The 20,981-nt window shown below is 71.4% G+C and carries 18 protein-coding genes; 7 read left to right on the top strand and 11 right to left on the bottom strand.

The features are described 5' to 3' along the window. Positions 1-127 precede the first annotated feature (127 nt). A complete protein-coding gene (gene asnB, locus DEJ48_RS37545) occupies positions 128-1,969 on the top strand; it encodes an asparagine synthase (glutamine-hydrolyzing) (RefSeq protein WP_150220563.1) in 1,842 nt (613 codons plus the stop codon). A 46-nt stretch (positions 1,970-2,015) separates the two neighbouring features. On the opposite strand, the gene DEJ48_RS37550 is transcribed toward asnB, so the two are convergent. Next, complete coding sequence (locus tag DEJ48_RS37550) at positions 2,016-2,300, bottom strand: hypothetical protein (protein WP_150220564.1); 285 nt, start codon at positions 2,298-2,300, stop codon at positions 2,016-2,018. 262 nt (positions 2,301-2,562) lie between these two features. After that, on the bottom strand, positions 2,563-3,318 hold the full coding sequence (locus DEJ48_RS37555; RefSeq protein WP_150220565.1) for a sulfite exporter TauE/SafE family protein: 756 nt from the start codon (positions 3,316-3,318) through the stop codon (positions 2,563-2,565). Positions 3,319-3,538: 220 nt separating this feature from the next. Here DEJ48_RS37555 and DEJ48_RS37560 point away from each other — a divergent pair, with 220 nt between their 5' ends. Continuing rightward, complete coding sequence (locus DEJ48_RS37560; RefSeq protein WP_150220566.1) at positions 3,539-4,471, top strand: LysR family transcriptional regulator; 933 nt, start codon at positions 3,539-3,541, stop codon at positions 4,469-4,471. Here DEJ48_RS37560 and DEJ48_RS37565 read toward each other — a convergent pair. The 3 genes from DEJ48_RS37565 to DEJ48_RS37575 all read right to left on the bottom strand — a co-directional run bounded on the left by DEJ48_RS37565 (position 4,441) and on the right by DEJ48_RS37575 (position 7,795). Further along, positions 4,441-5,673 (bottom strand): RNA polymerase sigma factor, encoded by a 1,233-nt coding sequence (locus DEJ48_RS37565; protein ID WP_150220567.1) that lies wholly within the window; start codon positions 5,671-5,673, stop codon positions 4,441-4,443. The two genes, DEJ48_RS37560 and DEJ48_RS37565, sit on opposite strands and share 31 nt — an antisense overlap. A gap of 37 nt (positions 5,674-5,710) precedes the next feature. Next, the gene (locus tag DEJ48_RS37570) at positions 5,711-6,127 is read right to left on the bottom strand and encodes a YciI family protein (protein WP_150220568.1); all 417 of its coding nucleotides are present in this window, start codon (positions 6,125-6,127) and stop codon (positions 5,711-5,713) included. A 138-nt stretch (positions 6,128-6,265) separates the two neighbouring features. After that, positions 6,266-7,795, bottom strand: a complete 1,530-nt coding sequence (locus DEJ48_RS37575; RefSeq protein ID WP_150220569.1) for an MFS transporter — start codon at positions 7,793-7,795, stop codon at positions 6,266-6,268. Between the two features lie 410 nt (positions 7,796-8,205). Here DEJ48_RS37575 and DEJ48_RS40610 point away from each other — a divergent pair, with 410 nt between their 5' ends. Both DEJ48_RS40610 and DEJ48_RS37585 read left to right on the top strand, forming a co-directional pair. Continuing rightward, a complete protein-coding gene (locus DEJ48_RS40610) occupies positions 8,206-9,465 on the top strand; it encodes an LLM class flavin-dependent oxidoreductase (protein WP_223832347.1) in 1,260 nt (419 codons plus the stop codon). Continuing rightward, positions 9,462-10,769, top strand: a complete 1,308-nt coding sequence (locus DEJ48_RS37585) for an MFS transporter (protein WP_223832348.1) — start codon at positions 9,462-9,464, stop codon at positions 10,767-10,769. Before DEJ48_RS40610 ends, DEJ48_RS37585 begins: the two co-directional genes overlap by 4 nt. A 47-nt stretch (positions 10,770-10,816) precedes the next feature. On the opposite strand, the gene DEJ48_RS37590 is transcribed toward DEJ48_RS37585, so the two are convergent. Together DEJ48_RS37590 and lpdA are read right to left on the bottom strand one after the other, a co-directional pair. After that, positions 10,817-12,985: an MMPL family transporter gene (locus DEJ48_RS37590; RefSeq protein ID WP_150220572.1), complete on the bottom strand. Its 2,169-nt coding sequence runs from the start codon at positions 12,983-12,985 to the stop codon at positions 10,817-10,819. 140 nt (positions 12,986-13,125) lie between these two features. Further along, complete coding sequence (gene lpdA / locus DEJ48_RS37595; protein WP_150220573.1) at positions 13,126-14,529, bottom strand: dihydrolipoyl dehydrogenase; 1,404 nt, start codon at positions 14,527-14,529, stop codon at positions 13,126-13,128. Positions 14,530-14,959: 430 nt separating this feature from the next. On the opposite strand from lpdA, the gene DEJ48_RS37600 reads away from it, so the two are divergent. Continuing rightward, on the top strand, positions 14,960-15,835 hold the full coding sequence (locus tag DEJ48_RS37600) for a TauD/TfdA dioxygenase family protein (RefSeq protein ID WP_150221626.1): 876 nt from the start codon (positions 14,960-14,962) through the stop codon (positions 15,833-15,835). A gap of 38 nt (positions 15,836-15,873) precedes the next feature. Here DEJ48_RS37600 and DEJ48_RS37605 read toward each other — a convergent pair whose 3' ends face one another. Further along, complete coding sequence (locus DEJ48_RS37605; protein ID WP_150220574.1) at positions 15,874-16,380, bottom strand: GNAT family N-acetyltransferase; 507 nt, start codon at positions 16,378-16,380, stop codon at positions 15,874-15,876. A gap of 80 nt (positions 16,381-16,460) precedes the next feature. Between DEJ48_RS37605 and DEJ48_RS37610 the strand changes: the two genes are divergently transcribed. Together DEJ48_RS37610 and DEJ48_RS37615 are read left to right on the top strand one after the other, a co-directional pair. Beyond that, the gene (locus DEJ48_RS37610) at positions 16,461-17,681 is read left to right on the top strand and encodes a CaiB/BaiF CoA transferase family protein (protein ID WP_150220575.1); all 1,221 of its coding nucleotides are present in this window, start codon (positions 16,461-16,463) and stop codon (positions 17,679-17,681) included. Positions 17,682-17,711: 30 nt separating this feature from the next. Then, the gene (locus DEJ48_RS37615; protein WP_150220576.1) at positions 17,712-18,134 is read left to right on the top strand and encodes a hypothetical protein; all 423 of its coding nucleotides are present in this window, start codon (positions 17,712-17,714) and stop codon (positions 18,132-18,134) included. Here the strand turns inward: DEJ48_RS37615 and DEJ48_RS37620 are convergent. From DEJ48_RS37620 to DEJ48_RS37630, 3 genes are all read right to left on the bottom strand, one after another. After that, entirely contained in the window at positions 18,119-18,871 is a 753-nt protein-coding gene (locus DEJ48_RS37620) for a cupin domain-containing protein (protein ID WP_223832349.1), read from the bottom strand. The genes DEJ48_RS37615 and DEJ48_RS37620 overlap by 16 nt on opposite strands. A 154-nt stretch (positions 18,872-19,025) precedes the next feature. Further along, on the bottom strand, positions 19,026-19,466 hold the full coding sequence (locus tag DEJ48_RS37625; RefSeq protein WP_150220577.1) for an SSI family serine proteinase inhibitor: 441 nt from the start codon (positions 19,464-19,466) through the stop codon (positions 19,026-19,028). Between the two features lie 322 nt (positions 19,467-19,788). After that, positions 19,789-20,979, bottom strand: a complete 1,191-nt coding sequence (locus DEJ48_RS37630) for a pyridoxal-phosphate dependent enzyme (RefSeq protein WP_150220578.1) — start codon at positions 20,977-20,979, stop codon at positions 19,789-19,791. Positions 20,980-20,981: the final 2 nt, after the last annotated feature.

Here is a 20,981-nt window from a genome sequence, read left to right on the forward strand (position 1 = left end):
CGCGGCCGAAATCGCCGGGGTGAGTGAAGTGTGCCGCCCGCAGGGGGCGTTGACCGTACGCAAACGCAGGAGCACGCTGCACGCATAGGTGCTAGTTACACCTAGTTGGCGAGCGGAAGGAAAGCGCATGTGCGGCATCACCGGCTGGGTCTCCTTCGACCGTGATCTGACGGCCGAGTCCACCACCCTGGACGCCATGACGGAGACGATGTCGTGCCGCGGCCCCGACGACCGCGGCACCTGGACCCACGGTCCCGCCGGACTCGGACACCGACGGCTCGCGATCATCGACCTGCCCGGCGGACGCCAGCCCATGGCCGTCGAGACACCGCAGGGCGCCGTCGCGCTCGTCTACTCCGGCGAGACGTACAACTTCACCGAGCTCCGCCGCGAACTGGCGGGACGCGGCCACCGTTTCACCACCGAGTCCGACACCGAGGTCGTCCTGCGCGGCTATCTCGAATGGGGCGAGGCCCTCGCCGAGCGGCTCAACGGCATGTACGCCTTCGCGATCTGGGACGCCCGGCACGACAAGCTCGTCATGATCCGCGACCGCATGGGCATCAAGCCCTTCTATTACTACGAGACGGCCGACGGCGTCCTGTTCGGTTCCGAGCCCAAGGCGATCCTCGCCAACCCGCTCGCCCGGCGCCGGGTCGCCCTGGACGGGCTCCGGGAAGTGTTCGCCCTGGTCAAGACGCCCGGTCACGCCGTGTGGGACGGCATGAGCGAGGTCGAGCCCGGCACCGTCGTCACGGTGGACCGCTCCGGTCTGCGCCGCCACGTGTACTGGTCCCTGGAGACACGCCCGCACACCGACGACCGCGACGCCACCGTCGCGAAGGTCCGCGGGCTCCTCGACGACATCGTGCGCCGTCAGCTCGTCTCGGACGTGCCGCGCTGCACGCTGCTCTCCGGCGGCCTCGACTCCTCGGCGATGACGGCGATCGCCGCCCGCCAACTGGCCGAGGCGGGCGAGACGGTCCGCAGTTTCGCCGTCGACTTCGTCGGTCAGGCCGACAACTTCGTCGCCGACGAACTGCGCGGCACCCCCGACACCCCCTACGTCCACGACGTCGCCAAGTCGGCCGGCACCGATCACCGCGACATCGTCCTGGACTCCCACGCCCTCGCCGACCCGGACGTGCGCGCCGAGATGATCCGCGCGCGGGACATCCCCATGGGCTTCGGCGACATGGACGCCTCCCTCTACCTCCTCTTCCGCGCCATCCGCGAGCACTCCACGGTGGCGCTGTCCGGGGAGTCCGCGGACGAGGTCTTCGGCGGCTACCTGCAGTTCTTCGACGAGACGGCGCGCACGGCCGACACCTTCCCCTGGCTGGTCCGGTTCGCCGACCACTTCGGGGACGACGCCGGCATCCTGCGCCCCGACCTGACCGCCGCGCTCGATCTGCCCGCCTTCGTCAAGGAGAGCTACGCGGGAGCCGTCACCGGCATCCGCCGCCTGGAGGGCGAGAGCGACTTCGAGTTCCGGATGCGGAAGATCTCGTATCTGCACCTGACCCGGTTCGTCCGCGTCCTGCTCGACCGCAAGGACCGCGCCAGCATGGCCGTCGGCCTGGAGGTGCGCGTGCCGTTCTGCGACCACCGGCTCGTGGAGTACGTCTACAACGCGCCCTGGGCGCTGAAGTCCTTCGACGGCAGGGAGAAGAGCCTGCTGCGCGAGGCGACCGCCGACGTGCTGCCGCGGTCGGTGTACGACCGGGTGAAGAGCCCGTACCCCTCCACGCAGGACCCGAAGTACGCCGTCGCGCTCCAGGGGCACGTCAAGGATCTGCTCGCGCGGCCCGGGCACCCCGTCTTCGACCTGGTGGACCGGGAGCAGGCCGCGCGGGCCGCCGGGCGCGAGGCGCCGCAGATCACCCAGGCCTCGCGGCGCGGCCTGGAACGGACGCTCGACCTGGCGCTCTGGCTGGACATGTACCGCCCGGAGATCGTTCTGACCTGACCTGACCTGACCTGACCTGACCTGACCCGCGCGTCGCTCTCCCCGGTCACCGGCCCTGCTGGTCCTCGGTGTCCGCCGAGGCGGCGAGGGTGTCGAGGAACCGTCGGAGCGCCGGTGTCCCGTCCGGGCCGAGGCCCCGCTGGACGGGCGGGACACAGGCCCCGCGCCGGGTGTCGGACGTCTGGCTCGGGCCGGACGACTCCTCGGTTCCGACGGTCACCGCGCGGCGGATGAACTCGTCCACCGGCACCCCGAGCCGGTCGGCATGGCGCAGGATCGCTGCGTACTCGTCGGGCGTGAACAAGACCTGCACAGGCTTGGCACCGTCCATGGACGCATGATGCCGCCCGGGCGTATGTGACGCGCTGAGGTTGGCATATTCGACCTCGAAGGCGTGAAAACCGGGGAAGACGCACACATGAAGGCGGCGTGAAATGGATGTGACCCCGACCGGACGGGGGAATCGCGGTCGGGGCCACATCATGTTCAACGATAAACCATGCGGTGGAGTTCCGAGGTGAGGGCCCGATCCGTGTGAGCTGCGGCACTCGGTATGGGTGCCGACGGCGTCCGGACGACCCGCCCTCCGTCCCTCACCGGACGAGCATGATGATCGAAGCCGTGGTTCCCACGACCACGATGAAGGTGCGCATCGCCAGCGGCGGCAGCCTGCGCCCGTAGCGCGCGCCCACCAGGCCGCCCACCGTCGAACCGGCGGCGATCAGCCCGGCCGCCGTCCAGTCGACGTCCGCGACCACGATGAAGACGACGGCGGCGACGCCGTTGACGATCGACGCGAGCACGTTCTTCGCGGCATTCAGCCGTTGCAGGTCGTCCAGGAGGAACGTGCCGAACAGGGCCATGAGCAGCACCCCCTGTGCCGCCCCGAAGTAGCCGCCGTAGACGCCGGTGGCGAGGACTCCGCACCACATCGGGATGCCGCCGTCCGTCTTGCCGCCGTCCTCGCGGTTCCGGAGCCTGCGGACGAGCCACGGCTGGAGCAGCACCAGGAGGCAGGCGCTCAGGATGAGCGCGGGGACCACCGCCTGGAAGGCGTCGTCGGGGAGCTCCAGGAGGAGCAGCGCGCCGATCAGGCCCCCGATGAGCGAGGCCGTGCCGAACCGCACCAGTCGCCTGAACTGGCCCTTCATCTCCCGGCGGTAGCCGTACGCGGCGCTCAGGGTGCCCGGCACGAGGCCGAGGTTGTTCGACACGTTGGCGAGCACCGGCGGGAAGCCGAAGGCCAGCAGCGTGGGGAAGGTGATGAGGGTGCCGGACCCGACCACCGCGTTGAGCCCGCCGGCCGCGATACCGGCGGCCCCTACGGCCAGCATTTCGAGCGCTTCCACGCGTCACCTTTCCCGAAGTTCCCGAAGTTCCCGAACTTCCGCACGTCCCGAAGCCCGGTGTTGCCGTTGTTCCACATGCTTTCGACGCGTGGCCGTGGCCCCCGGGTCGACGCCCGTCGCCGGGTCGCCGCCCGGGCCTTCATCGATCTTGGTGCACGGTCAAAACCCCAGTCAATCCTCGGGTTTCCTTGTATCCCCCCAAGGGATAACTTCATCCGCTGTGACCCTCGACGACCTTCGGATCTTCATCGCCGTGTGCCGCGCGGGCAGCCTCAGTGCCGTCGCCCGTGAGCTGTCCTGTACGCAGTCCGCCGTGAGCCAGCACGTCAAACGCCTGGAGCGGGAGCTCGGTGTGAGTCTTCTCGAGCGGCGGGCGCGGGGTGTCGTGCCCACCTCGGCCGGGCGGACCCTGCGGGCCGCCGCCTCGGACGGGATCGGCGGCATCGATCTCGCCGTGCGCCGCCTCAGGGAGCAGGTGCGCGGTGAGGGCGGGACGGTGCGGATCACCACCGGGGCCACCTCCGTGCGGCACTTCATGGCCGAGGCCGTCGTCGACTTCCGGGACCGCTACCCGCGCGTCGGCCTGGAGTTCCGGACCACGAGCTCCAGCCGCGGCTGTTTCGACGCGCTCGCCGCCGACGACCTCGACCTCGCGTGGATCACCGTCGGGGAGCCCGTGCGCGGCATCGAGCAGCGGCCCGCCGTGGAACTGCCCTGGGTCCTCGCCGTACGCGCCGACGACCCGCTCGCCGGGCGGCCGCGCGTCGAGCCCGCCGAACTGGCCGAGGGCCAGCTGATCACGCCACCGAACGGGTCGACATCCCGTGCCCGCCTCGATGCGCGGCTCGGCGAGCTGGACGTGGCGCTGCGGACGGTCACCAGCGTCGCCGACTGGGACACCGCCGTCCTCCTCGCGGAGCTGGGGCTCGGCCGGGCCGTCGTGCCGCTGCTGCCGGGCTGGCGTGCGTGCGGGCCTCCGGGCCTGCGTCTCGTGCCGGTGCCGGAGCTGCCGCCGCTGCCGGTGGGGTGGGCGGTGCGCCGATGGGACGCGCTGAGCCCGCTGGCGCGTGCCTTCGCCGACACCGTCGCCGACCACTGCGCACCGCCCGGGCAGGTGCCGGTTCAGGGCGCCAGTCTGGCGGCGCGTGTCTGAAGGTAGTGGGCCTCGGGGTGGCTGAGGGTGCCACGGGCCGCCGACCGGTAGGCGGCCCGGGCGCCTTCGGCGTCTCCGGCCCTCTCCAGAAGGTGGGCGCGGACGGCCTCGAGACGGTAGTGGCCCCTCAACGCGTCCTCGAACGACTTCAGTTCCTGGAGGCCGGCCCGCGGCCCGTGGACCATCGCGTAGGCGACGGCACGGCCCAGCTCGGCCATGGGCTCGGGGGCGAGGCGTACGAGAACGTCGTACAGGGCGAGGATCTGCGGCCAGTCGGTGGCGTCCGCGTCGGCCGCCTCGTCGTGCAGGGCAGCGATGGCCGCCTGCAACTGGTAGGCCCCGGGCGGCCCTTGGCCCAGAGCCTCCACGACCAGTGCCGTGCCCTCGGCGATCGCCCGCCGGTCCCAGAGAGCGCGGTCCTGCTCTTCGAGGGGGATCAGTTCGCCGTGCGGCCCGGTCCGCGCGGCGCTGCGCGCCTCGGTGAGCAGCATCAGCGCCAGCAGGCCCGTCACCGGTCCCTCGCGGGGCAGGAGGCGGCGTACCGAACGCGTGAGACGGATCGCCTCGCGGGCGAGGTCCGCTCGGTGCAGGGCGTCGCCGGAGGTGGCCGTATAGCCCTCGTTGAAGATCAGGTAGAGGACCTGGAGGACGACGGCGAGCCGCGCGTCGCGGTCCGCGGGGCCGGGCTGCCGGAAGGGCGCCCCCTTGATCTTCGCCTTCGCGCGGCTGATCCGCTGCGCCATGGTCGCCTCCGGCACCAGGTGCGCGCGGGCGATCTCGGCCGTGGTCAGGCCGCCGACGGCGCGCAGTGTCAGGGCGACCTGGGCCGCGGCAGTCAGCTCGGGACGACAGCACAGGAACAGCAGCGTGAGGGTGTCGTCGTCCGCGGGGGCGCGGCTCTCACCAGGCGGGGGAGCGGTGAACGCGTCCCGCGGGGTCAGCCGCGCCGCGTCCTCCTCGCGCCGCCGCCGTGCGTCGTCGGCGCGCAGCTGGTCCATGAGGCGCCGCGAGGCGACCTTGATCAGCCAGCCGCGTGGATTCTCCGGCACGCCCTGGTCGGGCCACTGCCGCGCGGCCGCGAGGAGCGCTTCCTGTACGGCGTCCTCGGCGGCGCCGAAGTGCCCGTACCGGCGGACGAGCGCGCCGAGGACCTGCGGCGCGTGCAGGCGCAGCAGGTCCTCGGTCCCGGTCGTGGGTCTCACGGCGCGCTCGTACGTCTCACGGCGTGCCCGGTGCGTCTCAGCACTCGCCCCCCGAGGCGTCCGCGATGGGGCGGATCACCACTGGCGGCTCCACGAGTCCCTCCGGGCCCGGGCACTCGCTGATGCGCAGGGCGATCTCGGTGACCCGCTCCAGGCTCTCGCAGTCGAGCACCCAGTACCCGGCGAGAACCTCCTTCGTCTCGCCGTAGGGACCGTCCGTGATCACGGGGCGTCCGTCCTTGTCCCGGCTGACGAACCGGGTCTGCGAGGGCTCGGTGAGGCCCTGCGCGTCGACGAGCTCACCGGATTCGGCGAGGTCGTTGTTGAGCTCGCCCATGAAGGCGAACATCGCCTGCAGTTCCTTCTCGCTCCAGGTCGGGCTGGACTCGGACGGCTTGCCGGACATCGCTTCGTAGTCGGCCTGCGAACCCTGGACCATCACCAGATACTTCATGACTTCGCTCCTCGGCTGCGCGGTCACCCCTCGCGGGCGACTCTCACAGGGGACGTCGGCGCACGCGACGCGTTCTCGACACCTCGCGGAAAGAATTTTACCGGCGGGCTGTGTTCCGCGGCGGATCCCGCAGCGGGGTCAGCCCATGTGCACCGGCGCCGCGCCCTCGCCCGTCTCCTGCTTGCGGGCGTTGACGGCCAGCGCGGTGACGGCGAGACCGGCCAGGAACATGACGCCCGCGCCGACGAAGGCCAGCGTGTAGCCGTGGGTCAGGGCGTCGGCCGCCTCGGCCACCAGGCCGTGGTCCTTCGTGGCCAGGCCGCGGTAGAGGGAGGCAGCCGCGTCGGGCAGCCGGTCGTCGGCCGCCGAGGTGGAGACGGTCGCGAGGACGGCGAGGCCCAGGGCGCCGCCGATCTGCTGGGCGGTGTTCAGGAGCGCGGAGGCGATGCCCGTGTCCTGGTGCTCGACGCCGCTGACCGCGCCCAGCGTCATCGGGACGAAGCCCAGGCCCAGACCGAGGGCGGTGACGAACATCGCGGGCATCAGGTGCCCGGTGTACGACGAGTCCGGCGTCAGGGTGGCGAACCAGAACATGCCGCCCGCCGCGACGAGCAGTCCCGGTCCGGCGATGGCGCGCGGCGCGAGCCGCGTCACCAGCTTGGCGCTGAGCGCGGCGGCGACCCCCATGCCCAGGCTGAACGGCAGGTTGGCGAAGCCCGTCCGCACCGCGCTGTAGCCGAGGATCAGCTGCATGTAGAGGGTGAGGAAGTAGAAGGTGGCGATCATTCCCGCACCGATGAACAGCATCGTGGCGAACGACCCGGAGCGGTTGCGGTCCTTGAAGAGCCGCAGCGGCATCATCGGGTTCGCCGTCCGGCTCTGGATGACGAGGAAGGCGGCGAGCAGCACGGCGGCGACGGCGAAGCAGGACAGGGTCAGGGCGTCGGTCCAGCCGTGTTCGCCGCCGCGGGTGATGCCGTAGACCAGGGCGATCAGGCCGCCCGTGCCGGTGACGGTGCCCGGCAGGTCGAGCCGCCCGGGGTGGCGCTCCGCCTCGACGAGCGTCTTCGTCCCGGCCAGCACGGCCAGGCCGATGGGGATGTTCACGAAGAACACCCACCGCCAGTCCAGGGCGTCGGTGAGGACGCCGCCGAGCAGCAGACCGACCGTGGCGCCGATGCCCGCCATGGCGGCGTAGACCCCCATCGCCTTGTTGCGCGGCTTGCCCTCGGGGAACGTCGTGGCGATCAGGGAGAGCGCGCTGGGCGCGGCGACGGCCGCGCCGACGCCCTGGAGGACGCGCGCGCCGATGAGCAGGCCCTCGTTCGGGGCGAGCCCGCCGAGCAGGGAGGCCAGCGTGAACAGGGCGATGCCCACCTGGAACATCAGCCTGCGGCCGAAGAGGTCACCGGCCCGGCCGCCGAGCAGCAGAAGACCGCCGAAGGCCAGCGCATAGGAGTTGACGATCCAGGCGAGATTCGCGTCGGACACGTCGAGCGCGGTCTGGATGCTCGGCAGCGCGATGTTGGTGATGGTGCCGTCGAGCACCACCATGAGCTGGGCCGCGGCGATGACGAACAGGGCAAGGCCGAGATGCCGGCCGCCGGGCGGCGCGGCGGCGGTGGCCGCGGGCGAGGGCGTGGTGACAGCCGTGCTGTCAGCAGACATGAAGGATCTCCAGGGCGAGACGTGGACACATTCCGCCGGAACGGCATTCAGACCTGGGAGGCCTTATTCCATTCCGGTGTGAAGGGCGACGGCGGCCGCCGCGAAGGGGCGGTGCGCCGTAGCGCAATCCGAGCGGTGCGCCGGTTCACATGCGGCCCGGCTCGGGACGAGTAAAAACACTAACACCCCAAAACCGCTGGTCGGGGCCGTGAAAAACAAATCTCGGCACATCTGTCGAACGGCTTGACTTTTCGCTCCCTTTCCTAGGCTGCCGACTTTTGATGACTTTATGGATTCCACTTGCATTTTCGCTGCGGCTGTGAGCAATGGAAAGGACGGTGGGGGTGCTTGCTGTGCTCACACTTTTCACGAAAAGGCAACTCGCGCTAACGTGCACCCTCTGCATCGGAATGGGGGAGACAGTGGCCATCGACATCGGGGTGTTCCTGCCGTTGCTGTCTGCGGAAGGGCAGGGGCAGGCGGGGGAGTCCGTCGCCGCGGCCCGCAGGGCGGAGGAGCTCGGGTTCGAGTCCGTGTGGGCCGGCGGCCATCTGACGGGGTGCGTGCCCATGCTGGACCCGACGGTCACCCTCGCCATGGCCGCGGCGGCCACCACCCGCGTCAAGGTCGGCTACGGAGTCCTGACGGTCCCCGTCCACCCCGTCGCCCACCTCGCCCAGCAGCTCCAGAGCCTCCAATTCCTCTCCGAGGGGCGGCTGTTGGTCGGCGCCGACACCGGAGGGAGCGCCTGGGCGCAGTGGCGCGGCGGGTCGGCGGACTCGCCCGTGTGGGCGGCGGCCGGCGTGCCGTACGAAGAGCGGCACGAGCGGACGGACCAGGTGCTGGAACAGCTCAGAAGCCTGCTCGTCGCCGTCCCGGCCGAGGTCGGCGACGCCGCCGGGCTCGCTCTGCGGCCGCGCGTCAACTGGCCGCCGTTCCTCATCGGCGGCGAATCGGACGCGGACCTGCGGCGCGCGGTCCGGCACGGCGCCTGGTTCCCGAACCTCGCCTCTCCGGCGTACGTCGCCCGCGTGCTGTCCCGCCTGGCGCGACTGGGCGCCGAGTCGGGCCGCGTCGTCCGGCCCGCGGTGAGCGTCGCCGTCCCGTCCACCCTGCTCGCCCCCGGAACGCGCGCGCGACGCGAACCGCCCGCCCCGACGGTGCTCCGCCGCTACGGCATCGACGCCGAACGGGCGTCCGCGATGCCGGTCGACGGCACACCGGAGCGAGCCGCCGAGAAGATCGTCGAGTTCGCACGCGCAGGAGTCGACAGGCTCGTCCTCAGCTTTCCCGAGACCGACTGGCGCACCCAGTACGAACTGGCGGCCCAGGCGGCCGAGTTGGCGCGGCGCGAGCTTCCGGTGCGGCGGACCGCCACCGCCGGAAACCAGACCGGCTGCGGCGGATGGGCCAGGGTCACCCTCGACCTGGAACGCGAGCCGGCCGCGTACGCCTTCCTCAACTCCCTCGGCACGGACGTCCTCGACGCGAGTCTCGCCACGGCCCTGGAGGAGGGGGTCCGGGAAGCGCTCGCAGGAGAGGCCCGTACCGTGCGGGTGCACCGCGCCTGGGTGCACGAAGTCGACGCGAACGAGTGGGTGTTCCGCGAAGCGGGCCGCAGGGCCGTCACCGAGGCGCTGGCCGCGGAACGCGCGGGCGGGCAGCCGTGACCGACCCGGCGCCGACCACCTCGCTGTGGAGCAACCGCAACTACCGCATCTTCGTCGTCATCCAGACGCTCTCCGCCCTCGGGGACTCGTTCTCGTTCGTGGCCATCCCGTTGCTGGTGCTGCACAGCACCGGATCGGTCGTCCAGATGGGCCTAGTCACCGGCCTGACCGGCGTCGCGTCCATCGTCACGGGCCTCTTCGCCGGTGTGATCGCCGACCGGTTCGACCGGCGCGGGCTCATGATGCTCTCCGACATGGCGCGCTGCCTGCTGTACGGGCTCATCCCGCTGGTCTGGCTCTTCGCCACTCCGATGTGGCTGATCTACACGGTCGTTCCGCTCACCGGCGGCTTCGCGATGCTCTTCCAGGTGACGTACGTGACGGTGGTGCCCGCCATCGTCGAGCCCGGCCAGATCATCAGGGCCAACGCCCACCTGTACGGCTCCTACGCGGTGGCGACGGTCGGTGGGCCCGCCCTCGCGGGCCTCGTCGCGGCGGCGTTCGGCCCCGTGGCCGCGCTAGGGATCGACGCCGTGACGTTCGCCGTGTCGGCCGCCGGGCTCCTCCTCGTCCAGCTGCGGCCGACCCCGCGGCCTGCCGGGAGTGAAGGACAGGGCGGCCCCGGACGGGGCGCCGAACGCGGGCGCGTGCGCGACGAGTTCCTCGCCGGCTTCCGCTTCCTGTGGGCGCACCCCGTGCTGCGCCCGCTCACCGTGCTGCTGTCCCTGTTCATCTTCCTCACGCACGGCATGACCGACGTCATCATCTTCCGTGTCAAGGAGGACCTGGGCCACGGCGACGGCACGGTGGGCTATGTGCTGAGCGCGGGCACCGTCGGCACGTTCCTCGCCTCCTTCCTCGTCGCGCGTCTGCGCAAAGGCCTGGGGTTCGGGCCGAGTTGGATCGGCGCCGTCACGCTCGCCGGTGTCGCCGTCGCCTGCCTCGGGCTGACCGGGAGCGTGCCGGTGATCGGCGCGCTCTCGGCGGCCATGCTGCTGGCCACCGGCGTCGCCGGGATCTGCTCCATGTCCCTGCGACAGGAGGTGACGCCGGGTCACCTGCTCGGGCGGGTCACCGCCGCGTTCTGGACCACGCACTACTCGCTCGGTCCGCTCGGAGCGGCCGCCGTCACCGCGGCCGCGGCCGGGTTCGGGGTGGCCGAGGTGTGCCTGGCCGTCGGCGCGGGCGTGGTGTGCGTGGCGCTGAGCGGGACGCTGACGGGGATCGTGCGGGACCGGTCGCCGGAGGCGTCGCTCCGTACGGCGGAGGCGCAGTCGCCCGAGTCGGCGACGGAGACCGCCTGACGCCCCGACTCCCGGGCGCCTACCCGGACGCCCCGACTCCCGGGCGCCTACCCGGAACGCGTCGCGCCGCTGCCGGAGGCCTCCTCGTCCGACGACCGGGCCGCCCCGGCACGCTTGTCCCGCTGCTCGTCCCCGTGCCCCGGCCACCAGGCCGCGTGCCCGATGAGCGCCGTCAGCGCCGGGGTGAAGATCATCGCCATGACGAAGGCGGCGATGAGGATGCCGAAGGAGAGCGAGAAACCCATCTGGGAGAGCGTCGAGTTGCCCGCGAGCATCAGCGTCGCGAACGTACCCGCGAGGATCACGCCGGCCGAGCCGATCGTCGGTCCCGAGTGGCGCACCGCCGTGCCCGCCGCGTCGTGCGGGGACCGTCCCTCACGGGCCTCCTCGCGCAGTCGCGACACCATGAGGATGTTGTAGTCCGTGCCGAGCGCCACCACGAACAAGTACATGATCACGGGCAGCATGAACATCAGGCCGGGCTGGCTGCCGATCTGCTGGAAGATCAGGGAGGTCGCGCCGAGCGTCGCGCCGAAGCCGAGTGCGACGGACAGCATCAGGTACCAGGGCGCGACCAGACTGCGCAGCAGCAGCCCGAGGATCACCATGATGGCGAGCGCGGCCACCGGGAAGACCACCGAATAGTCGCGGTCGACCGCCTTGTTGATGTCCACGTACACGGCCGTGGTGCCGCCGACCAGCGCCTCGGTGCCGGAGGGGGCGTCCTCGTGGGCGGCGGGGCGCAGCCGGTCCTTGACGGTCTCCAGGGCCTTGTCGGAGGCGGGCGGGTCCGAGAGGATCACGGAGTACGAGGCCGTCGTACGGTCCGGGCTCAGCCGCGGCGCCGCCACCTCGCCCACCCCGGAGACGTCGGCCAGCTGCTTGCGGAAGGCGGCGGCCCGCGCCTCGGTGACCGCCTCGTCGTTCGTGGAGGTGAGGTACACCGACGTCGGGTCGGTGCTGCCGGCCGGGAAGCCCTTCTGTAGGTCGTCCAGGGCGACCATCGACTCCTTGTCCTTGGGCAGTGAGGACCCCGCCAGGTCGAAGTTGGCCTTGTAGCCGAGCGCGCCGAGCGTGAGGGCGCCCATGAACAGTGCGGACACCAGAGCCCAGAAGGCGGGTTTGCGGGCGATGGACGCGCCGAGCTTGGCGAACCCCGTGCCGTGCGGCTCCCGCTGCCAGGACTTCGACGGCCAGAAGACCTTCGTGCCGAGGAGCGACACCACGGCGGGGACGAGGGTGAGACCGGCGAGGAGCGTCACGAACACCGCGATGGCCAGGGCGGGGCCCATCGACCGCAGCATGCCGAGCGAGGACAGCGTCAGCGCGGCGAAGGCGACGATGACCGCGCCGGCCGCCGACGTGATCGCCTCGCCGACCCGCTCCACGGCGTGCACCATGCCGCTCTTGGGATCCTCGCCCGCGCGCAGGGCCTCCCGGTAGCGGAAGAGCAGGAACAGGATGTAGTCCGTGCCGACGCCGAACAGGACGACGGTCAGCAGCTCCTGGATGGAGGAGTCGGCCTTCATGTCGAAGGCCTTGTTGGCGGAGGCGATCAGACCGGTCGCCATCGGCGAGATCAGCCCGATGAGGACGACGGGCAGCAGCGCGATGATGGGACTGCGGAAGATCACGAGCAGCAGCACGACGATGATCACGATCGTGCCGACGCCGACGAGCAGCCCCGCCTTCTTCGACGCGTCGCTCTCGTCGAGGGCCTGCGCCGCGGAGCCGGTGATCCCCGCGGAGAGGTCCGTGCCCTTCAACTCCGGCTTGAGGCCGTCCCGCAGATCCTTGACGGCGTCCTGCTGCGCGGTGTCCTCGGGGTTGGTGATCTTCGGCATGGCGACGACGGAGGTCTGCACCTGTTTGTTGGGCGAGACCTCGCCCGGCACGACGGCCTGCACCTCGGGGATCTTGCGGTTCTGCAGGTCCTTGGAGACGCGCGCCACGTCGGCGGAGTCGGCGGCCGTCAGCTTCCCGCCGTCGGAGCGCTGGAAGACGATGATCGCGCCGACGTTCTGCTGTTCGGGGAAGTCCTTCTCCTGGACGTCGGCGGCGCGAATGGACTCGTAGTGATCCGGAAGGAAACTCGCCTCGTCGCTGCTTGAAGTGAGCTTCGGCGCCAGCGAGATCACGGCACCGGCCGCGATCACCCACGCCACGATGATCCACCAGGGGCGGCGCACCACGAATCGGCCCAGGCCAGAGAACATCGGCTACTGCCTCTCCTCGCCCCCGAGGCAAACAGTCGTGTTCCGCCCAGGATCAACCGGAGCGGGCGCCCCCGCCACTCGTGTGACTCGTTTCCGGCCACTCGAGCGCACGCTGGGGCGCCCGTGGCGCCGCCGGCCGATCAGAAGTTGATCATGTGCCCGGCCAGGCCGTGCACGGCTTCCTTGACGGCCTCGCCGAGGGTCGGGTGCGCATGGACGTTGCGCGCCACCTCGTGGACGGTGAGGTCCCACTGCTGGGCCAGAGTGAGCTCGGGCAGCAGCTCGGTGACGTCGGGGCCGATCAGGTGGGCGCCGATGATCTCGCCGTGCGTGTCGTCGCTGATGATCTTCACGAAGCCCACGGTGTCACCGAGACCGTGCGCCTTGCCGTTGGCCTGGAACGGGAACTTGGCGACCTTGACGTCGAAGCCCTTCTCCTTGGCCTGCGCCTCCGTCCAGCCGAAGCTGGCGATCTGCGGCTGCGAGTACGTGGCGCGCGGGATCATCGGGTAGTCGAGTTCCATCGTCTCGGCGTCCGCGAGGGTCTCCGCGGCCACCACAGCCATGGCCTCGGCGGTGTGCGCGAGCATCAGCTTCGCGGTGACGTCGCCGATGGCGTAGATGTGCGGGACGTTCGTGCGGCAGCGGCCGTCGACCTCGATCGCGCCGCGCTCGGTGAGCGCCACGCCCGTCGCCTCCAGACCGAAGCCCGACACGTTCGGCGCGAAACCGATCGCCTGGAGCACCTTGTCCGCCTCAAGGATCTGCTGCTTGCCGTCCTTGCCCGTGACGGTGACGCGGACCTGCTCGCCGGACTCGTCGATCGACTCGACGCGCGTCGAGGTCAGCACGTCGATGCCGAGCTTGCGGTACTGCTTCGCCAGCTCCTTGGAGACGTCCGCGTCCTCCAGCGGCGCGACCCGATCGAGGAACTCGACGATCGTGACCTTCACGCCGTAGTTGTGCAGGACGTACGCGAACTCGATGCCGATGGCGCCGGCGCCCGCGATCACGATGGAGCGCGGCAGCGAGTCGGCGAGGATCTGCTCCTCGTACGTGACCACGCGCTCGCTGCGGCTCGTGCCGGGAAGCAGCCGGGGCGTGGCACCCGTGGCGATGACGCAGTTCTCGAAGCCGATCGTGGCGGTCGTGCCGTCCGACTTCGCGACCTGCAGTGTGTTCGCGTCCAGGAACGTGCCCCGGCCGTCGAACTCCGTGATGCCGTTCTTCTTCATCAGGAAGTGGACGCCCTTGACCCGGCCGTCCGCGACCGTGCGGCTGCGGCTGAACGCCTCGCCGTAGTCGAAGGAGACCTGCCCGTCGACCTTGATGCCGTACGTCTTCTGCTCGTGGGTGAAGAGGTGGGCCAGCTCGGCGTTGCGCAGCAGGGCCTTCGTCGGGATACAGCCGACGTTGAGGCAGACACCGCCCCAGTACTTCTCCTCGACGACCGCGACCCGCTTGCCCAGCTGGGCGGCGCGGATGGCGGCCACATAGCCGCCGGGTCCTGCTCCGAGTACGACGACGTCGAAGCGGTCTTCCATGGGGAGGTCCTCTCTGGGTGGTACGGATCCGGTGGTGCGGATGGCTCTGCCCCGATCATCCGTCATGCGCGGGCCCGGACGTGCGGCGGGTGAGGCAGACCACAGGGCTCGCCCCGCATCTGCCCTGGGCCGGAGCCGGGCACACCCGCCGGTCCGAGCCGCAACGGAAGGTTGACCCGGAGCGACCCACGTCCCACAATGACGATCATGATCCAGCACCTGACCGCCGCCGTACGGACGTTCAACGTCCCTTGGCGGCGCGGGTGCGAGCGATCGGGCCGCTAGCTGTACGGAGCCGTGCTCCGCGCCACCCTGCCCGTCCGCTCCCGTATCCGAAGGATCAGACCCGATGACTACAGACCCGACGACTGTCGTACCCCAGCCCCGCACCACCGCGGCCCTGCGTGAGGCGCGCGTTCCCGCCGACGGCATGTACGAGGGCCGCCGCACCCTGCGCCGCCTGCCCGAGAACTGGCAGGAGCGCCCCTACGAACTCCTCGACGTCGTGCCCCAGGGCCGCGTCATAGGCGCCGAGATCCGCGGCGTCGACCTGGCCCGCCCGCTGACGGCGGCCCTGCGCGAGGAGCTCAACCGCGCCCTGCTGGAGTGGAAGGTCCTGTTCTTCCGCGGGGCCCGCATCACCTCCGAGCAGCAGCGCGCCTTCGCCCTCAACTGGGGCGACCTGGAGACCAATCCGCTGCTCGCCCGCGGCGCCGCCGACGACGTCGTCCGCTTCGACAAGGGCGGCAGCGCCACTCCCACGTACGAGAACGTCTGGCACGCGGACGTCACCTTCCGCGAACGTCCCGCGTTGGGCGCCGTGTTGCAGCTGCACGAGGTGCCGCCGTTCGGCGGCGACACGATGTGGGCGGACATGGCGGCGGCGTACGACAACCTGCCCGACACCGTGAAGGCGCGCATCGACGGCGCCCGCGCCGTGCACGACTTCATCCCCGGATTCGCCCGTTTCTACGGCCCGGACCGGCTCGCCCCGCTCCAGGACCGCTTCCCGCCCGTCACCCACCCCGTGGTGCGCACGCACCCCGAGACCGGGCGGCGCATGCTCTTCGTGAACACGTCCTTCACCACGCACATCGTCGGCATGGAACGCGAGGAGAGCGACCGGCTCCTCGGCTACCTCGTGCGGCAGGCCCATGTGCCGGAGTACCAGGTGCGGTTCCACTGGCAGGCGGGCGACGTCGCCTTCTGGGACAACCGCGCCACGCAGCACTACGCCGTCGACGACTACGCCCCGCACCGGAGGGTCGCGGAGCGCGTCGCGATCGCGGGCGACCTGCCGTACTGAGCCGAGCCGGGGCCCGCTGACAAGGGCGGGGCCGGGGCTCAGACCCCGAGCCTCGCCTCCCAGCGGATCTCGCCGTCCTGGACCACATCCGTGGCGGCGAGCCCCGCCGACCTCGCCACGGCCGCGGAGGCCGCGTGGTCGGGATGGACGTGCGCGACGACTGTACGCACGTGCCGTCGCGCCAGCCACTCCACGAGGCCACGAGCCGCCTCCGACGCGAAACCGCGCCCCTGCCACGGCGTCCCGACCACCCAGGCGATCTCCGCGAGGCCCTCCGGAGTGACCGTCGCCTGCACCGTCCCGACCAGGCCCGGACGGTCCTCGGCACGGAGCCGCAGCACCCAGTTGCACCAGGAGACGCCCGGATCGGGGGAACCGGCGAGCATCCGGCGATAACGGGCGCGCAGCGCCTCGACGTCGTCGGGCGCGCCGCCGATGAACGTGTGCAGCGCGGGGTCGCCGAGCACGGCGGCCATCTCGTCGGCGTGCTCGACGCGCAGCGGTACGAGGTCGAGCCGGTCCGTGCGGAAATCGGTGGGGATCATGGGTGCATTGTGCCGATCCCGTCCGCGCCACGCCGCACGCGTATACGAATAGGTGAACTCGACCGAACTGGGAGCAGCTGATGACACACACCCCCGGCACGCACGGCGGCGCCCTCGCCGGAGTCAAGGTGCTCGACCTGTCCCGCGTCCTCGCCGGACCCTACTGCGCCCAGCTGCTCGCCGACCACGGGGCCGACGTCATCAAGGTCGAACCGCCCGCCGGGGACGAAACCCGCGGCTGGGGCCCGCCGTTCGTCGCGCCCGACACCTCCGCCTACTACCGGAACCTCAACCGCGGCAAGAAGAACGTCGTCGTCGACCTGTCCGTGCCCGAGGGGCGCGACATCCTCGACACGCTCCTGCTCGGCACCGACGTGCTCGTGGAGAACTTCAAGGCGGGCACCCTCGCCAAATGGGGTTACCCGGACGACGAGTTGCGCCGCCGGTTCCCCGCCCTCGTCCACTGCCGCATCACCGGCTTCGGGACCGACGGACCACTCGGCGGCCGGCCCGGCTACGACGCGGTCCTCCAGGCCTACGGCGGCCTCATGAGCGTCAACGGCGAGACGGACGGACCGGCGATGCGTGTCGGCGTGCCGGTCGTCGACCAGGTCACCGGCATCCTCGCCTTCTCCGGCATCCTGCTGGCCCTGCACGAACGCCACCGCTCCGGACAGGGCCAGCTCGTCGACTGCACACTCCTGGACACCGTGATCAGCCTCCTCCACCCGCACTCCGCGTCGTGGCTCGCCGACGGCGGCGTGCCGCGCCGCACCGGCTCCGCGCACCCCAGCATCGCGCCCTACGACGCCTTCGACGCGGCCGACGGGCCGCTCTTCGTCGCGGTCGGCAACGACCGGCAGTTCGGGGCGCTCACGGACGTCCTCGACGTGCCCGAGCTGGCCAGGGACCCGCGCTTTTGCACCAACCCGGACCGCGTGCGCCACCAGCGGGAGCTGCGCGCCGAGTTGGAGAAGGCCATCGCGGTCCGCCCCCGCGCCGAGCTCACCGCGCTCCTCACGGCGCGCGGCATCCCGGCCTCGCCCGTCCACGACGTCGCCGAGGCGCTCACCGCACCCCAGGTGCGCCACCGCGGCCTCGTCGTCGAGGACGGCGACTACCGCGGTCTCGCCTCGCCCGTCTCCCTGTCCCGCACACCCGCCGAGGTGCGGGCCGAGGTGCGGGGCGCGGGGGCGGACACGCGGGAGGTGCTCGCGGCCCGGGGGTTCGACGAGGAGGCGATCGAAGGAGCGGTCGTACGTGGGGTGGTACGGGCGCCTGCCATCAAGGACGACGCGTGATTGTCAGTGGCGGGTGCGAGGGTGTCCGGCATGACACCACTGCGACTCACCGACATCGAGGCGGCGCTGCGGGACAGTTGGGGTGCGGACACGGCCGATCCCCGCTCCGGTGAGCCCTGGCTGCCGGGCAACCCCGAGCGGGACCAGTGCGGCGTCACCGCGCTCGTCCTGAACGACCTGCTGGGCGGCGAGCTGATATGCGCCGAGGTCCACGTCGACGGGGCACGCACGGGGTACCACTGGTGGAACCGGCTGGACTCGGGGTTCGACATCGACCTGACCGGCGACCAGTTCCTGCCGGGCGAGTCCCTCACCGAGGGCGTCGCCGTCACCCGGCCGCCGGAGATCCGCTTCTGCCGCGAGGAGTACGAACTGCTGCGCACCCGCGTGCTCCACAGGCTCGCCGAAAGGGGCAACGGCGTGCGGTCGGCGCCCACTCACGCCACGTCGTAGACGTCCAGCCGTCCGCACATCCCGAACCGGCCGCGGGCCGCGGGCTGTTCGGCCCGCACCGTGGCCCGCGCGAGATAGTCGGCGTCGCCGCGCTCCAGCCGGTCGAGCTGGGCGCCGGTCGCCTCCGCGGCGGCGGCCGCACCCGCACGCCAGCGCTCCCGCCAGGCCGCCGCCAGCGGCCGGACCAGGGCGACGGCGGCGCGGTGGAAGGCGGTCAGCGGCTCCGGGTCCCCCGCCTCGGTCGCCTCGACGAGCGCGGTGAACCCCTCGACGGCCAGGTCGCGTCGGTGCCGGGCCGCGGCGGCGAGCTCGGCGTCGCTTCCTTCGGCGGGCAGGGCGACGGCGGCGCGGTAGGTCTCCGGGGCGGCGAGCAGCGGCGGCGGCAGCGTCAGGACGGCGTCGCCGGCCTCGGGGAGTCCGCAGTTCTGCATGAGGACGTCGATGGTCAGTCCGCCGTCGTTGACCAGGCGGTGGATGGTGCCGGGGGTGAACCACACCAGGGCGCCGGGAGAGAGGGGGGTCTCCTGGAAACCGTCCGCGGTGAGGGTCTGCACGGCGCCGCTCCCGCCGGTGACCGCGTACCCCTCCGAACAGGTCAGGTGCAGATGGGGAGTTCCGCCGCGCCTGCCGTCGACGGCAGGCCAGTCGTAGACGCTGAGCCGGGAGACCCCGATGCCGCCGGGGAGTCCTTCGTACGGGACGGGCATGGCCCGCGTTCGGTGCGGTTGGTTCACCATGGACTCCTCGCGACGTCGCCGGGGGCTGGTACCGGTGGAAACACTACGGCCCCCGGTGTCGCCCGACACCGGGGGCCGCCCCGCGTCCCGGCCGCCTTCCCCCACGAAAGGTCACCGGGACTTCCCCTGAGTGTGGTCAGGGTCTGTGATCCCGTCAGAAGGTCAGTGCCGCACCCTCCCCGAGACCCGCCTTCATCGTGCACTGGTTGGCGAAGGTGCTGGTCCAGTTGACGTGCTTGCCGTTCCAGACACCGGCGACGGACACGGTGACCGGACGCCACTCCTTGGTACAGATGGCGTCGGACGAGGCGCCGACGAGCTGGGTGAACTGCCCGTTGACCTTGGCGAGTTCGGCGCAGGCCGCGGCCGCCGACGGGTGGGTGCCGCCGGGCCGGGGTGTACAGGTGAGCGTCACGGCGCGCTCCACCGCCGCGGATTCGGCGTTCTCGCCCTGGCCGACCGTCAGCACGAGGGCGGACGGTGCGTAGAGGCTCTCCGTCTTCGGGGCCTCGGCCTGCGCGGTGCCTGCCGTCGCGGCGAGGACGCAGGTGGCCGCCGCCGCGGCTGCTCCCACGGCCTTGAGGGTGCGACGCATGGTGAACTCTCCTTCGATCGATGCGGTTGGTGACTGCGGTGAGGAGTCTTGCCGGTGCGGAGAGTGATTGCCATACGGATGGTCGATTTCCGGATGTGGCGTTCCAGTGAGCGGTGACCGTACGCTCGTTCGGGCAGCTCAGGGGTGGTGGGAGCGGTTCCGTGTCACCTGTCCAGCATGTGGACGAAAGGCAATGGTATAACCAAGAACCAACCGCTGACCTGCGGAAACGTAAAATTGGTTCTTGCTTCGACTACTTGCATCGTCCGGAAATCATCGCTGATTCGCCCGTCATCCATACGAATCCTTGGCATTTCGGCGGCTACAGCCCTGGATTGGCGGCTGCTCCCTCGGTGCTGATGAGGACGACGGTCGCGTCGGACCCGACCCCCAGTGCGGCGCGGCGTTCGGCACCGCCGGTTCCCGTGAGGGCGGCGCGCACTCCGGCGAGTGAGGCGGCGCCGCACGGTCCCGCGGAGACGCCCAGCTCCGCCAAGTCGCGAACGGCGGACATGCTCTCGGCGTCGGTGACGGCGACGGCCGCGTCCAGGCCGTCGCGGAGCACCGGCCACGCCAGCGAGGAAGGCGTCCCGCAGTTCAGCCCGGCCATCGCCGTGACACCTGCCGGTACGCGCGTGAACCGACCGGCGCGGAGACTCGCCAGGACACAAGCGGCGCCCACGGGTTCCACCGCCAGCAGCGCGGTCTCCATGCCGCGGCCGCTGCGGAGACCGGCAGTCGCCCCGCTGCGGAGACCGACAGTCGCCCTGCTGCGGTAATGCGTGACCGCCGCCTGGGCGAACGACCCCACACCCACGGGCACGGCGACCAGGGCGGGCGACTCCGCGCCCGCCGCCTCCAGTTGCGCGTCGACCTCGGCGAACAGGGTCGCGTACCCCTCGACGACCAGTGCCGGAATCTCCTCGTACCCGTCCCACGCCATGTCCTGGACGAGCACCGCGTCCGGCGCGGCCGCCGCGGCCCGCGCGTCGCGCACCGCCGCGTCGTACGAACCGGCCACCGCCGTGACCTCGGCGCCCTCACCCTCGATGGCGGCCACGGCGGCCGGATGCACCCCATCTGGCACGAAGACATGTGCACGCCTGCCCAGTTGCCGGGCCATCCGGGCCACGGCACGGCCGTGGTTGCCGTCGGTCGCGGTGACGAACCGGAGTGTTCGCGCGCCGCCGGGCCCCGGTGCGCGGTGCGCGTCGCGCGCGAGGATCCGGTCGATCGCCCAGGACGCGCCGAGCGCCTTGAAGGCGGGCAGGCCGAACCGCGAGGACTCGTCCTTCACGAAGACCCTGGCCACCGTCAACTCAGCGGCGAGCAAGGGGAGTTCATGCAGGGTCGTGGAGGCGTACCGGGGCAGTGACGCGTGGAACGCGCGGGCGTCCGGCGAGGGGGCGGCGCAGGTCCACGCGCGCGCGGCGGGCCGTGCGTACCAGGGGAGGGGCGAGGGAAGCGGAGCGGGAAGTCGGGCCGCGCTGAGGTCGTTCTCCTGATCCGTCACGG

It is taken from the genome of Streptomyces venezuelae (genome assembly GCF_008642315.1).
GTDB lineage: Bacteria > Actinomycetota > Actinomycetes > Streptomycetales > Streptomycetaceae > Streptomyces > Streptomyces venezuelae_D.

Excerpts from the sequence above, each read along its gene's own strand:
- DEJ48_RS37625 (WP_150220577.1), bottom strand. The coding sequence starts at position 19,466 with ATGCGTCGCACCCTCAAGGCCGTGGGAGCAGCCGCGGCGGCGGCCACC.
- DEJ48_RS37600 (WP_150221626.1), top strand. The coding sequence starts at position 14,960 with ATGTACGAGGGCCGCCGCACCCTGCGCCGCCTGCCCGAGAACTGGCAG.
- DEJ48_RS37610 (WP_150220575.1), top strand. The coding sequence starts at position 16,461 with ATGACACACACCCCCGGCACGCACGGCGGCGCCCTCGCCGGAGTCAAG.
- DEJ48_RS37550 (WP_150220564.1), bottom strand. The coding sequence starts at position 2,300 with ATGGACGGTGCCAAGCCTGTGCAGGTCTTGTTCACGCCCGACGAGTAC.
- lpdA (WP_150220573.1), bottom strand. The coding sequence starts at position 14,529 with ATGGAAGACCGCTTCGACGTCGTCGTACTCGGAGCAGGACCCGGCGGC.
- DEJ48_RS37590 (WP_150220572.1), bottom strand. The coding sequence starts at position 12,985 with ATGTTCTCTGGCCTGGGCCGATTCGTGGTGCGCCGCCCCTGGTGGATC.
- DEJ48_RS37575 (WP_150220569.1), bottom strand. The coding sequence starts at position 7,795 with ATGTCTGCTGACAGCACGGCTGTCACCACGCCCTCGCCCGCGGCCACC.
- asnB (WP_150220563.1), top strand. The coding sequence starts at position 128 with ATGTGCGGCATCACCGGCTGGGTCTCCTTCGACCGTGATCTGACGGCC.
- DEJ48_RS37620 (WP_223832349.1), bottom strand. The coding sequence starts at position 18,871 with ATGGTGAACCAACCGCACCGAACGCGGGCCATGCCCGTCCCGTACGAA.
- DEJ48_RS37605 (WP_150220574.1), bottom strand. The coding sequence starts at position 16,380 with ATGATCCCCACCGATTTCCGCACGGACCGGCTCGACCTCGTACCGCTG.
- DEJ48_RS40610 (WP_223832347.1), top strand. The coding sequence starts at position 8,206 with ATGGGGGAGACAGTGGCCATCGACATCGGGGTGTTCCTGCCGTTGCTG.
- DEJ48_RS37615 (WP_150220576.1), top strand. The coding sequence starts at position 17,712 with ATGACACCACTGCGACTCACCGACATCGAGGCGGCGCTGCGGGACAGT.
- DEJ48_RS37570 (WP_150220568.1), bottom strand. The coding sequence starts at position 6,127 with ATGAAGTATCTGGTGATGGTCCAGGGTTCGCAGGCCGACTACGAAGCG.